The 16,067-nt window shown below is 66.1% G+C and carries 16 protein-coding genes; 11 read left to right on the top strand and 5 right to left on the bottom strand.

Features of this window, described 5'->3' with window-relative positions; translation table 11 throughout:
- Nucleotides 1-110 precede the first annotated feature (110 nt).
- Nucleotides 111-467, bottom strand: coding sequence for an ArsR/SmtB family transcription factor (locus DQ353_RS19530; RefSeq protein WP_113764851.1), 357 nt, complete (start codon nt 465-467; stop codon nt 111-113).
- 154 nt (nt 468-621) lie between these two features.
- Here DQ353_RS19530 and DQ353_RS19525 point away from each other — a divergent pair, with 154 nt between their 5' ends.
- The 3 genes from DQ353_RS19525 to DQ353_RS19515 are packed head-to-tail and all read left to right on the top strand — an operon-like array spanning nt 622 to nt 2,163.
- A complete protein-coding gene (locus tag DQ353_RS19525) occupies nt 622-1,194 on the top strand; it encodes a Chromate resistance protein ChrB (protein ID WP_113764850.1) in 573 nt (190 codons plus the stop codon).
- A gap of 7 nt (nt 1,195-1,201) precedes the next feature.
- Nucleotides 1,202-1,657, top strand: a complete 456-nt coding sequence (locus tag DQ353_RS19520; protein ID WP_113764849.1) for a YkvA family protein — start codon at nt 1,202-1,204, stop codon at nt 1,655-1,657.
- Nucleotides 1,654-2,163 carry a DUF2127 domain-containing protein gene (locus tag DQ353_RS19515; RefSeq protein WP_181578517.1) on the top strand — a complete coding sequence of 170 codons (510 nt, stop codon included), beginning with the start codon at nt 1,654-1,656 and terminating at the stop codon, nt 2,161-2,163. Before DQ353_RS19520 ends, DQ353_RS19515 begins: the two co-directional genes overlap by 4 nt.
- A gap of 40 nt (nt 2,164-2,203) precedes the next feature.
- On the opposite strand, the gene DQ353_RS19510 is transcribed toward DQ353_RS19515, so the two are convergent.
- Nucleotides 2,204-3,505 (bottom strand): benzoate/H(+) symporter BenE family transporter, encoded by a 1,302-nt coding sequence (locus tag DQ353_RS19510; RefSeq protein WP_113764848.1) that lies wholly within the window; start codon nt 3,503-3,505, stop codon nt 2,204-2,206.
- Between the two features lie 293 nt (nt 3,506-3,798).
- Between DQ353_RS19510 and benA the strand changes: the two genes are divergently transcribed.
- From benA to DQ353_RS19475, 7 genes are all read left to right on the top strand, one after another.
- Nucleotides 3,799-5,199: a benzoate 1,2-dioxygenase large subunit gene (gene benA / locus DQ353_RS19505; RefSeq protein WP_113764847.1), complete on the top strand. Its 1,401-nt coding sequence runs from the start codon at nt 3,799-3,801 to the stop codon at nt 5,197-5,199.
- The gene (gene benB, locus DQ353_RS19500) at nt 5,177-5,722 is read left to right on the top strand and encodes a benzoate 1,2-dioxygenase small subunit (protein ID WP_113764846.1); all 546 of its coding nucleotides are present in this window, start codon (nt 5,177-5,179) and stop codon (nt 5,720-5,722) included. The genes benA and benB overlap by 23 nt, the downstream gene beginning before the upstream one ends.
- Before the next feature lie 118 nt (nt 5,723-5,840).
- Entirely contained in the window at nt 5,841-7,397 is a 1,557-nt protein-coding gene (gene benC / locus DQ353_RS19495; RefSeq protein WP_113764845.1) for a benzoate 1,2-dioxygenase electron transfer component BenC, read from the top strand.
- On the top strand, nt 7,394-8,233 hold the full coding sequence (locus tag DQ353_RS19490) for a 1,6-dihydroxycyclohexa-2,4-diene-1-carboxylate dehydrogenase (RefSeq protein WP_113764844.1): 840 nt from the start codon (nt 7,394-7,396) through the stop codon (nt 8,231-8,233). The genes benC and DQ353_RS19490 overlap by 4 nt, the downstream gene beginning before the upstream one ends.
- A gap of 226 nt (nt 8,234-8,459) precedes the next feature.
- A complete protein-coding gene (locus tag DQ353_RS19485) occupies nt 8,460-9,821 on the top strand; it encodes an MFS transporter (protein ID WP_286166929.1) in 1,362 nt (453 codons plus the stop codon).
- Nucleotides 9,822-9,953: 132 nt separating this feature from the next.
- A complete protein-coding gene (locus DQ353_RS19480) occupies nt 9,954-12,605 on the top strand; it encodes a helix-turn-helix transcriptional regulator (RefSeq protein ID WP_220094072.1) in 2,652 nt (883 codons plus the stop codon).
- A gap of 39 nt (nt 12,606-12,644) precedes the next feature.
- On the top strand, nt 12,645-13,439 hold the full coding sequence (locus DQ353_RS19475; RefSeq protein WP_113764841.1) for an alpha/beta fold hydrolase: 795 nt from the start codon (nt 12,645-12,647) through the stop codon (nt 13,437-13,439).
- A gap of 102 nt (nt 13,440-13,541) precedes the next feature.
- Here the strand turns inward: DQ353_RS19475 and DQ353_RS19470 are convergent, their stop codons facing one another.
- The 3 genes from DQ353_RS19470 to catA all read right to left on the bottom strand — a co-directional run bounded on the left by DQ353_RS19470 (nt 13,542) and on the right by catA (nt 15,393).
- A complete protein-coding gene (locus DQ353_RS19470; RefSeq protein WP_113764840.1) occupies nt 13,542-13,730 on the bottom strand; it encodes a hypothetical protein in 189 nt (62 codons plus the stop codon).
- Nucleotides 13,731-13,806: 76 nt separating this feature from the next.
- Nucleotides 13,807-14,367 (bottom strand): flavin reductase family protein, encoded by a 561-nt coding sequence (locus tag DQ353_RS19465; protein WP_113764839.1) that lies wholly within the window; start codon nt 14,365-14,367, stop codon nt 13,807-13,809.
- Between the two features lie 171 nt (nt 14,368-14,538).
- On the bottom strand, nt 14,539-15,393 hold the full coding sequence (gene catA, locus DQ353_RS19460) for a catechol 1,2-dioxygenase (RefSeq protein ID WP_113764838.1): 855 nt from the start codon (nt 15,391-15,393) through the stop codon (nt 14,539-14,541).
- A gap of 447 nt (nt 15,394-15,840) precedes the next feature.
- On the opposite strand from catA, the gene DQ353_RS19455 reads away from it, so the two are divergent.
- On the top strand, nt 15,841-16,067 hold a 227-nt coding region (locus DQ353_RS19455), incomplete at its 3' end, for a hypothetical protein (protein ID WP_181578516.1).

Here is a 16,067-nt window from a genome sequence, read left to right as displayed (position 1 = left end):
GGACAACCACCCGCTGAATCCGGAGCGATGCTGGTGGCCATGCTCGTGTTCGTGTTCGTGCGGGTGGTTGTGATGCCCTCCGGGCCCGTGATCGTGGCCGTGTGCCGCGTTCACTGTTGCCCTCGGGAATGGTGGGTGGGTGTGCCTCCCAAGGCGTGTTCGGCCTGGTGGATGGCGTCGACGACCAATTGGCGCGCATGCTCGTTTTCCAGGCGGTAAAGCACCTTGGTCCCGTCCTGCCTGGTCGAGACCATGCGGGCCAGGCGCATCTTGGCCAGGTGCTGGGAAACCGAGGCCGGGGACTTGCCCAGCAGCTCGGCCAGCGCGCCGACCGCCATCTCCCCGGACCTCAATGCCAGGATGATCCGGACCCGGGTCGCGTCCGCGAGCATGCGGAACACTTCCACTGCCAGTTCGACGTTCTGGCTGTCGGTGTCCAGCGAACAAGACCTGTTATCTGCATTCATACGCAGATAGTTGCACATATTGATTGGGGCTGGCAGGCCTTGCCCCCTGCCAAACCACGTCCGGCGCGGCCCCCGGGCTGTGCCTTGCCCGTGAGAACCAACCATCTTTGTATAACTTGTTACATTTTTTGCTGTAACCATCTAACCTTGCAGCATGACATGGCTGGTATTGATCGTTCGGTTGACCGGGGCCGCTTCGCGGCACCGCGTTGCCGTATGGCGCGAGCTGCGTCGCATCGGCGCAGCCCCCGTATCCCAGGGGGTGTGGACCGTGCCCGACACCCCGCATTTCCAAGGTGCCCTCGCCAAGGTCCAGGACCTGGCAGCCAAGGGATTGGGCGATGTCATCGTGCTCTCCACGGCAGCCGCCGGTGCACCCGGGCAAGAATCCGTGGCCAATGCCTTCCGTTCCCTGCGGCGTGAAGAGTGGAAGGAATTCTCCGCCGACTGCGGCAAGTTCGAGGTCGAGATCGCCAAGGAGATCCGCATCGAAAAGTTCACCTTGGCCGAGCTGGAGGAGGAAGAACAGAGCCTGGAACGGCTGCGGCGGTGGCACCGCGACCTGAAGAGCCGCGACGTGCTTGAACTGGCCGAGGCCACCGCGGCCGAGGAACACCTCAGGGGCTGCGTCGCACGCCTCGAGGAGTATGCCGACATGGTCTATGCACGACTGCACAACGACGGCTCCCCGGATGAACCGGGAACCACGGATTTAGGGCGGGGTTGAGTCGGGGATGCCCTGGCTTGAGCCCCTGCTGGCCATCGGCGGCGGCCTGCTGCTGGTCTATGCTGTGGCGCTGGTGTCCTTGTGGCTTTACGCGCGCAAGAACCCCGGCACCATCGGGCTGGGCGATGTCCTGCGGCTGCTGCCCGAGATGCTCCGTTTCCTGGGCAGGCTCGTGTCGGACAGGAAATTGCCGCTGCGTCCCCGCCTGGCCTTGCTGCTCCTGCTCGCCTACCTCGCATCCCCGATCGACCTGGTGCCGGATTTCATCCCGGTGATCGGATATGCCGACGACGTCTTGATTGTGGCCCTGGTGCTTCGCTTGGTGGTTCGCACCTCCGGGAGGCAGTCATTGGAGAGGCATTGGACGGGCTCGGGGGCCGGGTTGCTGCTGGTCGAAAAACTCGCGGGGTTGGCCCCCACATCCCCCGGCCCGTTGCCTGGAATCCAGGAGAAGCGCCCGTGAGAAATCTTGACTGGTGGGGACGCCTGTTTTGGATCGGCGTCATCGGCAAGGGTCTTGACGGCCTGGCAGAAGTCATCGGCGGCCTGCTGCTGCTTTTCGCCAGTCCCGGGACGCTAAACAACCTTGTGCTGCTGCTGACCCGCGAGGAGCTCTCCGAGGACCCCACGGATTTCATCGCCACGCACCTGCTCCACGTAGCCAGCGGGCTGACCGACCAGGGGATCACGTTCGCCGCCGTCTACCTGCTGATCCACGGCGCGGTGAAGATCCTGCTGGTCACTGCCCTGCTGCGCAAGCAATTCTGGGCCTACCCCTGGATGATTGCCATGCTGCTGGCCTTCATCGCTTTCCAGGGATACGAACTTGTCGTGGCACCCACCGGCGGACTGTGGGCGCTGACCATCTTCGACGTCGCGGTCACGGTGCTGACCTGGCACGAATACCGGCGCCACAAGCGTCGTCACGACCTGGCCTCCGACCCCGCGCACCACGCGGAATCCAGCTGAACCTGCCCGGCTCCCTTCCCGGGGTTCCGGGCCCGGCGACTCAGCCTCGAGGCCCGGGGACGGGGACCTGCCGCTCCCGAACGTGCCCCACCGAACTTTTCCGGCCGCGCGGATTCCGCAGGGCCGTCAGCACCAGATACACCCCAGCACCTGCCAACACTCCCCAAAACGGGGCCACGACGCCGAACGGCGCGATGCCCGAGGCCGTGACGATCAGGGTGACGACGGCGGCCTCGATGGCCGCCGGTCCGTGCGGGCCCGCATCGAGCATGTCCAGCATCGAGCCCTGCAGGGCACCCAAGAGCGCCACCCCGGCCATGGCAGTGATCAGCTCGCCCGGCACCGCGGCAAGGAGGTCAAGGATCGTGGCGCTGAACAACCCGAAGCCAATGAAGAACAGGCCACCGGCGACCCCGGCGACATAGCGCTTGGCCGGGTCCTCGTGGGCCTCGCGCCCGCAGCAGATTCCCGCGGTGATGGCTGCGAGGTTGATGGCGTGGGACCCGAACGGCGCAAAGAGCACACTGGCCAGACAGGTGCCGGTCAGCAGCAGCCGATCGTTGGGCTTGTAGCCGCTGGTGCGCATCATGACCAGCCCCGGGCCGTTCTGTCCGGCCATGGTCACGATCAGCAATGGGATGGAAATGCCCATGATGGCCTGGATGGAAAAGGTGGGCACGGTGAAAAGCGGACTGGCCAGCGCCAGCGACAACTCCGGGGCCTGCGCCTGGCCGGCCGCCACCGACAGCAACACGCCAACAACCAGGGCGCCGGGCACCGCGTACTTGGGAAACAGGCGCCGCCCGGCAAAATATGCCGCCACCAATCCACCGGCAACCAGCGGAGAGGCAAGCACCGCATGGGTGACGTTCAGGACGAACGGCAGCAGCACCCCGGCCAGGACGGCTGCAAGGATCGGCCGCGGAACCACGGCCAACAATTTGCCGAACAACCCACTCAAACTGAGCACCAGGCCCAGCAGCCCGGCCACCAGGTAGGCCCCGACGGCCTCGGAGAATTCGTAGTCCCCCAGCACCGTCAGCAACAGCGCCGAGCCCGGAACCGACCACGCCACCACGACGGGCTGGCGAGTGAAAAAGCTCAGCACCAGGCCCACGATGCCGCTGCCCACAGACACCGCCCAGACCCAGGACGTGGTCTGCGCCGTATCGAGGCCCGCCCGCTCGGCGGCCTGGATGATGACCAGCATCGGACCGGCGTAGGAAACCGCCACGGCGATGAATCCGGCGCAGATCGCACTGATCGAGGCATCCCCCCAGAGCCCCGGGCGGCGGACGTTTCGGCCGCGGGCCGCGGCTCCACCTTGATGGTTCTCGGGCACGGTGTTGGCCGCCTTTCAGGTTGTGGGAGCCGGCCGGCCGGCCTCGGCGCCATGGCCGACGCCGGGACGCAAACCGCCTTGGGCCCCCACGTTACGTCGCTCACAGCGGGCCGACAAATATCCAAAAGAGTCTGATTGATAGGGGAAAACACCCAATGGGCAGCACCCTTGGCCAAGCCTAGGCATATGCCCAGTGTGAGGTCGCGCACGTACTGGCATGGTGTAGATCATGGTTTCGCCACCCCCAGCGGTGGACCCGGGCGCCAGCGCCCCTACGAAGGATGGAGCACCCCATGACTGAAACTCTCAATGCAGTCTCGACACTGCTCGACGACGCACTCGTCGACAGCCCGGAGACCGGCGTCTTCCGCGCCAACCGGAACATCTTCACCGACGAAGAGATCTTCGAACTGGAGATGAAGCACATCTGGGAGGGCAACTGGATCTACCTGGCCCACGAATCCCAGATCCCCAACATCGGCGATTATTTCACCACCAATATCGGCCGCCAGCCGATCGTGATCTCGCGCAACAAGGAAGGCGTGCTCAACGCCCTCATCAACGCGTGCAGCCACCGCGGGGCCATGCTCTGCCGCCGCAAGACGGACAACCGCACCACGTTCACCTGCCCCTTCCACGGCTGGACCTTCAACAACTCCGGCAAGCTGCTCAAGGTCAAGGACTCCCGCGGCGCCGGCTACCCGGAGGGCTTCAACAAGGACGGCTCGCACGACCTGACCAAGGTCGCCCGCTTCGAGTCCTACCGCGGCTTCCTCTTCGGCTCGCTGAACGCGGACGTCAAGCCGCTGACCGAGCACCTCGGCGAATCCACCAAGATCATGGACATGATCGTGGACCAGTCCCCGGACGGACTCGAGGTCCTGCGCGGCTCCTCCACCTACACCTACGACGGCAACTGGAAGCTCCAGGCGGAAAACGGTGCCGACGGCTACCATGTCTCGGCCACCCACTGGAACTACGCCGCCACCCAGGCCCGCCGCAGCGCCGGCGAATCCACCAACGACACCAAGACCATGGATGCCGGCGGCTGGGACAAGCAGGAAGGCGGCTACTACTCCTTCGACAACGGCCACCTGCTGTTGTGGACCGAATGGCTGGACCCGGCCAACCGCCCGCTGGCCGAGAAGCGCGACGAACTGGTTGCCGCCCACGGCGAGGCCAAGGCCGACTGGATGATCGGTGTTTCCCGCAACCTCTGCCTGTACCCGAACGTGTACCTGATGGACCAGTTCTCCTCGCAGATCCGCGTCTTCCGCCCGGTCGCCGTCGACAAGACCGAGGTCACCATCTACTGCATCGCCCCGGTCGGCGAATCCGACGAGGCCCGCGCCAACCGCATCCGCCAGTACGAGGACTTCTTCAACGCCTCCGGCATGGCCACCCCGGATGACCTGGAGGAATTCCGTTCCTGCCAGAAAACCTACATGGCCACCGCGGCCAAGTGGAACGACCTCTCCCGCGGCCAAGCACACCAGATCACCGGTGCCGACGAGAACGCCAAGAAGATCGGCCTGGAGCCGATTTCCTCCGGCGCCCGCACCGAGGACGAGGGCCTCTATCCGATCCAGCACGGCTACTGGCTTTCCGCCATGCGCGAGGCCGTCGCCGCCGAGGCGGCAAACACCACCAACGGAACCACCGAAAAGGGGCATGACATTGACTGCAACCACTGACGCCATCGTCACCGAGGTCCAGACCAGCTCCGGGCCGATCTCGCTCGAGGACATCAAGCAGTTCCTCTACCGCGAGGCCCGATTCCTGGACGACCGCGACTTCGACCGCTGGATCGACTGCTACCATCCCGAGGCCACCTTCTGGATGCCGGCCTGGGCCGACGACGACAAGCTCACCGAGGACCCGCAGCGCGAGATCTCGCTGATCTTCTACGCGAACCGCGGCGGGTTGGAAGACCGTGTCTTCCGCATCAAGACCGACCGCTCCTCGGCCACGAGCCTTCCGGAGCCGCGCACCGGGCACAACATCTCCAACGTCGAGATCGTCTCGGTGGACGGCGACAGGGTCGATATCCGGTTCAACTGGTTCACCCTGTACTACCGCTACCAGAACGTCGACACCTACTTCGGCGCATCTTTCTACACCATCGATTACTCCGGCACCCAGCCGGTCATCATGGCCAAGAAGGTCGTGCTGAAGAACGACTACATCCACCACGTCGTGGACATCTACCACATCTGATTCCCCGCGCCCCGGTGGGCAAACCGGCAGGCGTGCGGGGGCAGTGAAGCCCCCCGCCCCGCCCCTGCCTGTACCAGCCGTTGTACCCCCCTGCACTATTTTGAAAAGAGCTCCCCTCATGACCTATCAGGTTGCCCTCGCCTTCGAGGACGGAATTACCCGGTTCATCAAGGTCGGACCCCGCGAAACCGTCGCCGATGCCTCCTACAAGGCACGGATCAACATCCCGCTCGATTGCCGTGACGGCGCGTGCGGCACCTGCAAGGCCTTCTGCGAGTCCGGCACGTTCGACGCCGGAGACTACATCGAGGAGGCGCTGACCGACGACGAGGCCGGGAAGGGCTTCTGCCTGCCCTGCCAGATGGTCCCCGAGTCCGACCTCGTGCTGCAGATCCCCACCACCTCGGACGTCGCCAAGACCGCGGCGACCACCTATGCCTCGACGCTGACCGAGATCCGCCGCATCTCCGAGAGCACCTACGCCTTCAGCCTCGAGATCGAGAACCGCGACGACCTGAACTTCCTGCCCGGCCAATACGTGAACATCGAGGTTCCCGGCTCCGGCGGCCAGACCCGCTCCTACTCCTTCAGCTCCGGTCCGGAGGTTTCCACCCTCTCGTTCCTGATCCGCATCACCGACGGCGGGCTGATGTCCACCTACATGCGCGATGTGGCGCAGGTCGGGGACCAGCTCAACTTCACCGGCCCGATGGGCAGCTTCTTCCTGCGCGACCCCAAGCGCACCTTGCTGCTGTTGGCCGGCGGCACCGGTCTGGCGCCGCTGCTGGCCATCCTGGAAAAGCTCTCCGGCATGCAAAACTCCCACCCCGTCCACCTGATCTACGGCGTGAACACCGACACCGACCTGGTCGAGATCGACGTGCTCGAGGACTACAAGGCGCGCATCGACGGATTCACTTTCGACACCGTGGTGGGCGATCCTGCCAGCAGCGCGGAAAAGAAGGGCTACGTCACCAACCACTTCGAGCCGCACCACCTGGTCGAGGGCGACGTCGACATCTACCTCTGCGGTCCCCCGCCGATGGTCGAGGGCGTGCGCCGCCACCTGGAGGCCGAAGGCATCAAGCCGCAGAACTTCTACTTCGAGAAGTTCGCCCTTGCCGTCGTCCCCGACGCCGCAGCAGCACCGGCACCTTCAACAGCTCCGGCTCCGGCGGAAGCTGCTTCCGCAGAGGCCCCGGCAGCCCTGCCCGCCTACGAGATCGGCGAAGAGCACGCAACGTTTCAGGCGCAATTCGACGCGCGCATGGCTCTGGAACTGGGCATCGTCGAACTGACCATGGGCAAGCTGACGCCCGAGCAGCTTGTCGAGTTCAAGGTGCTGGCCCAACTGGCCGGCAAGACCCTGGACGGCGAGAAGTTCGTCAGCTCCGAGGAATTCACCATCACCAACGGCGCCTTCCACGAGTTCCTGTTCACCTGCGTCGGCAACGAACACCTGCTCCAGGCCTACCAGCGCCTGGAGGTCCCCGCGACCATGGCCAAGGTGCTGCGCAAGGAGCACTGGATCGACGGCGCCGTCGACGCCGACCACCTGTCCATCGTTGCCGCCTTCGAAAACCAGGACCTGCCCGCCGCCCGCACGGCCATCATCGCCCACAACGAGCACGCCAAGGCCACCATGGCCGCAGCGTCGCGCACCCCGGGCAAATGAGCGCCGACAATGCGGCGGTGAACCAGGCCGCCACGGCTTCACTGCCCGGGTCCTTCCACGCCGGACGCTTTGCCTCCAAGGTCGTGCTCATCACCGGCGCCGCCCAGGGCATCGGCTGGGCCGTGGCCCGGCGGATCGCCGCCGAGGGCGGGGAGCTGGTCCTGGTGGACCGCTCCCCGCTGGTCCACGACGTCGCCGAGGGCCTGCGGGCCCACGGAGTGCACGCGCTGAGCGTGACCGCCGACCTGGAGGCCTTCGAGGGCGCGATTTCCGCAGTCACTGCCGCGGTGAACGAATACGGCCGGATCGATGTGCTCATCAACAACGTCGGCGGGACCATCTGGGCCAAGCCATACGAGCACTACACGCCCGAGGAAATCCAGAAGGAAATCCAGCGTTCGCTCTTCCCCACCCTGTGGATGTGCCGCGCCGCGTTCCCGGCAATGATCAAGGCCGGGTCCGGCACCATCGTGAACGTCTCCTCGGTCGCCACCCGCGGCGTCAACCGCGTCCCGTACGCCGGGGCCAAGGGCGGGGTCAAGGCCATCACCTCGGCCCTGGCCATGGAGGGGGCGGCCCACGGGATCCGCGTGGTGGCCACCGCGCCGGGCGGCACCGAAGCGCCCGAACGCCTCGTGAAGCGCGGTCCCTCCCCCGAGGGCGAGCAGGAGCAGGCCTGGTACCAGCAGATCGTAGACCAGACCGTCGATTCGACCCTGTTGAAGCGCTACGGAACCCTTGACGAGCAGGCCGGTCCCATCGCGTTCCTGGCCTCCGACGAGGCTTCCTACATCACCGGCAGCACCCTGGCGGTGGCAGGCGGGGATTTGGGCTAGAGCCCGTTACCACACCCCCGACCGGGTCGCAGGCGGCGGCAAAGCCGCCGCCTGCGACCGCTATCCACCCGCACCGAGTTTCCACCCCAGCAATTCCACGGCCCGCCGTCCGGGTTCCCCGGGCCACGGCTTCCACACCCCAGGGAATCCCCTGAGGCACTTGTTCGTGCCCTGACACCCGCACAATGCCGTGCGCGCCGGGCCCAGGAGACAAATGGAGCACAACGTGAAATCACCGGAACCAAGCACCCTCGCAAGGCAAGAAGGCACCGTCCGCTGGGTGGTGGCAATCGCCGCCATCGCCCTGATCTTCGACGGATACGACCTGGTTGTCTACGGAACCATCGTCTCCACCCTGCTGAACGATCCCACCCAGCTCGGGGAAATCGGTCCCGCCACCGCTGGGGTGCTGGGCAGCTGGGCCTTGTTCGGTGTCATGGTCGGCGCCCTGACTACCGGCGCGGTCGGGGACTACCTGGGCCGGAGGAAGATCATGATCACCGGCATCATCTGGTTCTCCGTGTTCATGGGCCTGACCGCCCTGGCCCCGAACGTCTTCGCGTTCGGCGCACTGCGTTTCGCCACCGGGCTCGGCGTCGGCGCGTTGGTGGCCACCGCCGGCGCGGTCGTGGCCGAGTTCGCCCCCAAGGGCAAGCGCAACTACTACAACGCCATCGTCTATTCGGGCGTCCCGGTTGGCGGCGTCCTGGCGTCCCGGCTGGCCATTGTTCTCCTTGACCACGTCGGCTGGCGCGGGCTCTTCCTCATCGGGGCCACTCCCCTGCTCTTCCTGCTGCCCATGGCATTGGCCAAGCTTCCAGAATCCCCCGAATGGCTCATGGCCCGCGGCCGCACCGAGGAAGCGCAGCGGGTCTCGATCCGCACCGGCGTCCCGATCGCCGAACCCGAACCCGCCGCAACCGTTGACGTGCCGGTGTCCGCACCCGGGGAAACCAAGATCGGTTTCCGCGCCTTGGCCTCGCGCAAGTACGCGCTGCCCACCTTGCTGCTGGGCCTGATGAGCTTTGCCGGCCTGCTGCTGACCTACGGGCTGAACACCTGGCTGCCGCAGATCATGTCCCAGTTCGGCTATGGCAAGTCGTACTCGCTGGCCTTCCTGCTGGTGCTCAATGCCGGCGCCGTCTTTGGAGGGTTGATCGCATCCGTGGGCGCCGACCGCATCGGTGCCAAGCGCGTGGTTTCCACAACGTTCTTCCTCGCCGCGCTGGCCATGGTGGTGCTGACCCTGCAGCTTCCCTTCGGCCTCCTGCTGGCCTTGGTGGCGGTTGCAGGTGTGGGAACCATCGGCACGCAGGTGCTGATCTACGGGTTCGTCTCCAACTACTACAACTCCGCCGCCGGCGGTGCCGGTGTGGCATGGTGCGCCGGGTTCGGACGCCTGGGCGGCATCTTCGGTCCGTTGATCGGCGGTCTGCTCATGGCCGCGGGCGTGGAAAACCACGTTGCCTTCTACGTCTTCTCCGCGGTTGCTATCGTTGGTGCATTGGTCACCGCCTGCGTTCCGCTGCGCAACTCCGAGACGCAGCTGCCGGCGAGCTCCGCGGCACGGGTCGAGCTCTCGAAGTAACAGCCATGGGTCGGGTGGAACACCGGCAACATATGGGGGCTGCGTGGACAAAGCTGCCCACGCAGCCCCGCCTGTGTACATTGAAAGATTGGTAGATGCGGAACCATGGATCAACAACGGTCACTGGCCTTGATGGCTCGCTTGCTGCAAGCCTCCGAGGGGTGTGCCGCGCAACTGCTGATCGTGCGCGGCCCGTCCGGGTGCGGGAAGACCACCATGGTGCGGCGCTTCATGGAAAACAACAAGCATCTTGCCTCCTGGACCTCTGGAGGGGCCCGCTGGGAGAAGGAACTGGCAGGATCTGCCCTACAGGAAATGCTGGGTGCCTCCGGCACCGCGAGTCCCGATCCGTTGCCCGAGGCCCTGCTCGCTTTCCTCCAGGCCGTCGGCAAGCGCACCGGCATCGTCCTGGTGGAAAACCTGCAGTGGGCGGACGCCGAATCCCTCGCCGCCATGCTGGTCGCCTGGCGGCGGCTGCGCAATGAACGGGTGCTGGTGATTCTGACCCTGCGCCAGGAGGAGGCAGTCTTCCTCCCGCCCGGGTCCCGCGAACTCATCGAGGCGCCGGGCAGCACCACGATCGAGCTGGACCCCCCGAGCGGCGCCATCCTGAGGGAAATCTCCGTGGCCCGGCTCGGCGTCGAGCTTTCCGCGGCCGCGGCCGACCAGCTGGCCGCCTACACCGCCGGAAACATGCACACGGCCCTGGACCTGGTCAGGGAGAATCCCGAGGAAACCTGGAACCAACCCGGCCACCGGTTCCCCGTGCCCCGTGCGCTGGTCGCCGACACGGCCGCGCGGCTGGACGGGCTCTCGCCTGCTGCCAGATCCCTCATCGAGGCCGCCTCGGTGCTGGAACACGGCGCCCGGCTGGACGCCGTCGTTCGCCTGGCCCAAACCGCGGGCCCGCTCCCGCTGGTGGAAGAATGCGTGGCCTCAGGGCTGGTGGCCGTGGCCGGAACCGGCGGAAACCTCTCCCTGGTGTTCCCGGGACTGATCGCGCAGGTCGCCGTTTACCACCTGATCCCGCTTTCGCGCCGCCTGGCCCTGCATTCGGCCGCTGCCGAAACGAGCGAGAGCGAAGGAATCGCCCTGGCCCACCGGGCCGATGCCACGTTGCTCACGGATCCGGCGCTGTCGCACCAATTGGAGCTCTACGCCCGAAAGCAGGCGAAAAAGGGGCAGTGGGCCTCGGCCGCCGTGGCCCTGCACCGGGCGGCGGGGCTGGCGACCGACAGCACCCACCGCGACCCGCTCTTCCTGCGTGCCGTGGACGCCACGGTGGCCGCCGGCGATTTGCCCGGCGCGCTGGCCTGCTCGGACGAGCTGGCCAACCTGGCCGCCAGCCCGGCGCGCGACCTGCTTTCGGGCTACATCGCGATCCTCCAGGGCCTGGCAAACACCGCGGACTTGTGGCTGGCCAGTGCCTGGATAGGCGCCGCTCACTCGGGGTTGACCGAGATCATGGCCACGGTGGCCCAACGCCGGGTCCTTGACGCGCTCTGCCGGATTGACGGCCCCGGCTTGGTGGGGTGGGCGGAAAAGACCCTTGAGCTGGCCAGCCCGGAAAGCACGTTGGCCGTGGAGGCCTCGGTCATCCAGGGACTGGGCTTGGGCATGATCGGCCAAGCCCCGAGGGGTGAGGAGATGCTGACAGCGCTTCTGTCCAGTCTTCCTTCGGGTGCCCAGCGCCAGCGCGCCGAGATGTCGCTGGGATGGCTGCATGTCGCCGGGGACCAGGTCGAACTGGCCCGCCACGAACTTTCCAGCTCCAGCTCGACCGATTACAGCGAAGGCTCCCACCGCATTGCACTGTGGGCCAGGGCTTGGCTGGCCCGGGCCGAGTTCGCCTCCGGCGACTGGGACCAGGCGCTGGAGACGGTGCGTGCAGCCGTTCTCCTGCAGGAGCGCTCCGGAATAGAGTTGGTGCGCCCGTTGCTTCACCACACCGCGGTACTGATCCACTCCATGCGCGGGGAGCAGGACGAGGCCCAGGCCCACCTGGCCAAGGCCTGGGCACGCACCGGAAGCTACGAAGTGATGCAGGTCCCGTACCGCATGGCGCGTGCCTCGGCCGCCCGCGCCCGGGCCGACCACGACGAGGTCATTCTGGCCCTCGAGCCGTTGTTGGCGTTTGACCGTTCGGGCGGTATCGACGAACCGGGTTTCTGGCCCTGGCAAGACCTCTACCTCGATGCACTGGTGCGCAAGGACCGCCTCGACGAGGCGGCAACGTTGTTGGAACCGTACGAAGCGCTGGCCCGGGCACGCAACCACCGCTCGACCACGGCGCGCGCCCTGGTGGTGCGCGGACAGATCCTCGGTGCGCGCGGAGACATCAACGGAGCGCGGGCCGCCTTCGACGAGGCGCTGGCCAAGCTGCAGGGAACTGCCCTGCCGGTGTTGCGGGCACAGGTCGAGTATGCCTACGGGCAGGCCCTGCGCCGGGCGGGCAAACGCGGGGACGCCGTCGGACCGCTCACCCGGGCGTTGGCCGGCTACACCCAGCTCGGCGCCACCATCTACATCCAGCGGTGCAACCGGGAGCTGCAGGCCACCGGCATCAGCGTCCCGCGCCGCGACGCCGCGGACTGGTCGACGCTCACCTCCCAGGAAAAGGCGGTGGCTTCGCTGGTCTGTGCCGGGGCCAGCAACAAGAAGGCCGCCGAGGAGCTGTTCATCGGCGCCAAGACGGTCCAGTACCACTTGACCAGGATCTATGCGAAGCTCGGGGTGACCTCCCGCACCGAGCTCGCCGCGCGGTACCGGGAGTCCGACGTCTAGGCATGGGCAGGGGCGGGAGCACCGGCGTAACGTGAAAGCATGGGATCCGCGATCAGGAAACTCAAGCTCTCCACGGGCATCGAGGTGCCCTGCTTCACCGCCGGGGATGCGGATGCGCCACCGCTGCTGTTGCTGCATGCGTGGGGCGAGTCCTTCGAGAGCTTCGACCGCCTGGTGCCCCTCATGGCCGGCTTCAGGATCCATGCGCCGGACCTGCGCGGCCAGGGCGATGCCGACAAGCCGGAGCGTGGATATTCGCTGACGGAACAGGCCGCGGATGTGGCCGCGATCCTCGATGCGCTCGACGTCCGCCGGGCCTTCGTCCTGGGTTCCTCGAGCGGCGGATATGTTGCCCAGGCGCTGGCCGTGGACCACCCGGAGCGGGTCGCGGCCCTGGTGCTGGTCGGCGCTCCCCTGAGCCTGCGGGCGCGGCCGGCCTTCGCACAGAAGGTCGAGGCGCTCACGGATCCGGTCGGTGCGGCGTGGGTCCGCGAATCGTTGGCCTGGTTTCCGCTGCTGCACGAGGTGCCCGCCTGGTTCATGGACGACCGCGTGGATGACGGAACCAGGATGCCGGCACACGTGTGGCGCGCCATCCTGGACGGATTGTGCGAGGCCGTGCCGCCCACCGAATCGGGGACCATCGCTGCACCCACGTTGCTCCTGTGGGGCGGGCACGACCACCTGCTGCCGTTGGATGACGAGCGGATGCTGGCGTCGCGCATCGCCGGCTCGGTGCTGAAGATCTACCCGGACGCCGGGCACCTGGTCCTGTGGGAATGTCCTGAGCGCGTGGCGGCAGACGCGTCGGAGTTTCTTGGTTCGCTCGGTTGAGCCGACGTGCTCCCTGGACCTATGGCAAACATGGCAAAGGCCCAAGACAGCTCCATTGCCGTCTTGGGCCTCTGGGTCGTCCGTGAAGCTCGGGACGGAAGTCTAGGCGGCAAGCATTGAGACGCGGTGTTCGGTGGCTTGCATTCCGGGCTGCGAGAGGTCGCGCTCGGCTTCGGGCATCCACCCGGTCCAGGCCCAGTGGTTCAGGCCTTGGACTGTGTCGGTGCTGCTCCGCAGAATATTCGCGGGGCGGTTTTCTCCTGCGGCCTTACGCCGGGTAGGGACAAACATGGTGTGCTCCTTTGTGGCCAAGCAGTGCATGGATGGTTGGATTTGGTGATCGTTCAGCGCCGCCGGACGGCGCGGTTCAAGGGCGTTGGGGCGCAAACGGCTGGACGGCCTTGGCGCCGGCGAACCAGCTTTCACCTTCTCCGCCCTCGAGGCGTTCACCGATGCGGTGGAAGGCGCCCTCGCGGAAGAGCAGCGGCTCAGCCTCGCCCAGTGACAGCGACCGCACTTCCCCGACCACGATGATGTGGTCGCCGCCGTCGTAGTGGTTCCAGGCCCGGCATTCCAGGGTCGCGGCGTTGCCCACCAGCACCGGGACGTTTCCGTTCAGGACCCATTCCGGTTCCCGGCCCATCGTCTGGCCGGCGAAGTGCCTGGCAACCTCAAGCTGGTCAGCCGAAAGGATGTTGATGGCGAACGAGGACCCGTCGAGGTGCTTGGCTGTCTTCGAGCTGCGGGTCAGCGTGATCTGGGCCAGTGGCGGGTCCACCGACACTGCGGCGAACGCCGTCACCATGGCGCCGTAGGGCATGCCGTCGGTGCCCTTCGTGGTGACCACGGTGACGCCGGTGGTGAACCGGCCAAACGCGCTGCGCAACACACTCGCATCCACCGAGTTCAACGTGGTTTCCTGGGTCATTGGTGGTTCTCTTTCGCATGTTGTTGCCGGGTTGCGACCGTGGTCTTGGTGATGTCGTGGCGCCCGGTGGCGGCACCGCTCGCGGCTCCCCAGAAGTGAAGGGGTACGACAACGGCGGGGTCCCCCGGAAACGGTTCCGAAGAGCCCCGCCGTGACGAGGGAGGTGAGGACCTACTTGGCTACGGGATCAAGCACGAAGTCGTAGGTGGTTTGCACGCCGGTACCATCGGTGGCCGGCTGGATGTCCAGCAGCAGCTCCGGCTTTACCGCGGTCGCGATGTCGTCGTCGTTGTGCTCGTCGCCCGGGAAGTACAGCTGGGCGGTGAGCAGCTCGTGGCCCGGGGCCGAGACCTTCAGGTGAAGGTGGGCCGGACGCCAGGCGTGCCAGCCGGCGGCGGCGATCAGCTGGCCGCAGGCGCCGTCGGTCGGGATCTGGTACGGAGCCGGCTGCATGGTGTTGATCTGGAAGTTGCCTTCCGCATCGGCAATGAAGGTGCCACGCAGGTTCCACTGCGGGATGTTCGGGGCGAACTGCGAGTAGAAGCCCTCCTCGTCGGCGTGCCACAGCTCGATCTTCGCATTGGACAGCGCGCTGCCGTCGGTGCTTCGGACCTGGCCCTGGAAGAGCAGCGAAGTGCCCTTTTCATCGTCGCGCATCTGGATGGTGGCCGGGGACTTCTGCTCCGGAGCCTCGGGCACGTAGTACGGGCCCTCGATGGAGCCCTTGTTGCCCTCGCGGTGGTCGGTGGCGACGTCCTCAACGGAGTGCTCCAGCCAGACATCGAGGAACAGCGGCCATTCACCGTCGGAACCGACCTTGATCAGCCAGGCCTTCAGGGCGTTGAACTCGTCGTAGCTGACGCGCTCTTCGAGGATGATGTCGTTGGCGGCCTTGATCAGCTTGCTGGCCAGCAGGTTGACGCGCTCGACGTCAACCGCGAGGGAAGAGGTCTTGCCTGATTCGCGAAAACGGTCGGTGGCTGCATTGCCTGATGCTGCTGCGCTGGCGGTGGTTTCGGTGCTCACGAGTTGCTCCTTCTATCTCCTGCTGGAGGGGTGTTGTTGCGCTGGACGCCGGTCACATGGTCCGGTGACTGCTGTCACAGCGACTTTCCATGCCTTCAATCTATGACGGTTATTAGGAAGAGGGAAATACTTCTTTCGGCTCCATTCAGAGCTTCTGCATATGAGTCTGCGTCTTCTCCGGTCGATTTGCCGTGCGCTGCGTCCCGACGGCCGAATCGCACTCGATCCGGCCTGCAGATGGAAGGCATTCAACCACTATCTCGCGGTCTCGCGCAGGGGCCGCGAAGCAGCAATTTCCGCGGCCTGGACGCCCATTCCGGGCCCGTCCGTCAAGCCCCCTGCGCAATTCTGTGGATAACCAAAATAGACCTATGACATGGATCTTTATGCCTGATTGATCGCAACCCGGGCCTTCATTTTGCCGGCCCGGCGGCGTAGAATGAAGATATGTTCGATGAATACCATAAAGAGGATTCGGAAGACGAACCTCCAGACGAAAACGATGCACCGGCAGCCCCGCAGCCCCCGGCTCCCGCCCTCCCGCCGCTACCCGGACGGAGCCACGCCGAGGACCTGGCCTACCTGCGCGCGTTCCTGGACGGCGTCGCCAACCTGGACACCGGCGGCAGCGCCCGCGACCAACACGAAAAAATGGCCATGCTCGAACGCATCAA

It is taken from the genome of Arthrobacter sp. AQ5-05, from assembly GCF_003287975.1.
Taxonomy (GTDB): Bacteria; Actinomycetota; Actinomycetes; order Actinomycetales; family Micrococcaceae; genus Paeniglutamicibacter.
The sequence above is the reverse complement of the archived record's forward strand: the minus strand, read 5'-3'. Positions and strand labels throughout refer to the sequence as shown.

Coding starts and splice junctions, on each gene's coding strand:
- DQ353_RS19530 (WP_113764851.1), bottom strand. CDS start 467: ATGAATGCAGATAACAGGTCTTGTTCGCTGGACACCGACAGCCAGAAC.
- DQ353_RS19525 (WP_113764850.1), top strand. CDS start 622: ATGACATGGCTGGTATTGATCGTTCGGTTGACCGGGGCCGCTTCGCGG.
- DQ353_RS19475 (WP_113764841.1), top strand. CDS start 12,645: ATGGGATCCGCGATCAGGAAACTCAAGCTCTCCACGGGCATCGAGGTG.
- DQ353_RS19490 (WP_113764844.1), top strand. CDS start 7,394: ATGAGCGCCGACAATGCGGCGGTGAACCAGGCCGCCACGGCTTCACTG.
- benA (WP_113764847.1), top strand. CDS start 3,799: ATGACTGAAACTCTCAATGCAGTCTCGACACTGCTCGACGACGCACTC.
- DQ353_RS19520 (WP_113764849.1), top strand. CDS start 1,202: ATGCCCTGGCTTGAGCCCCTGCTGGCCATCGGCGGCGGCCTGCTGCTG.
- benC (WP_113764845.1), top strand. CDS start 5,841: ATGACCTATCAGGTTGCCCTCGCCTTCGAGGACGGAATTACCCGGTTC.
- DQ353_RS19480 (WP_220094072.1), top strand. CDS start 9,954: ATGGCTCGCTTGCTGCAAGCCTCCGAGGGGTGTGCCGCGCAACTGCTG.
- benB (WP_113764846.1), top strand. CDS start 5,177: ATGACATTGACTGCAACCACTGACGCCATCGTCACCGAGGTCCAGACC.
- DQ353_RS19465 (WP_113764839.1), bottom strand. CDS start 14,367: ATGACCCAGGAAACCACGTTGAACTCGGTGGATGCGAGTGTGTTGCGC.
- DQ353_RS19470 (WP_113764840.1), bottom strand. CDS start 13,730: ATGTTTGTCCCTACCCGGCGTAAGGCCGCAGGAGAAAACCGCCCCGCG.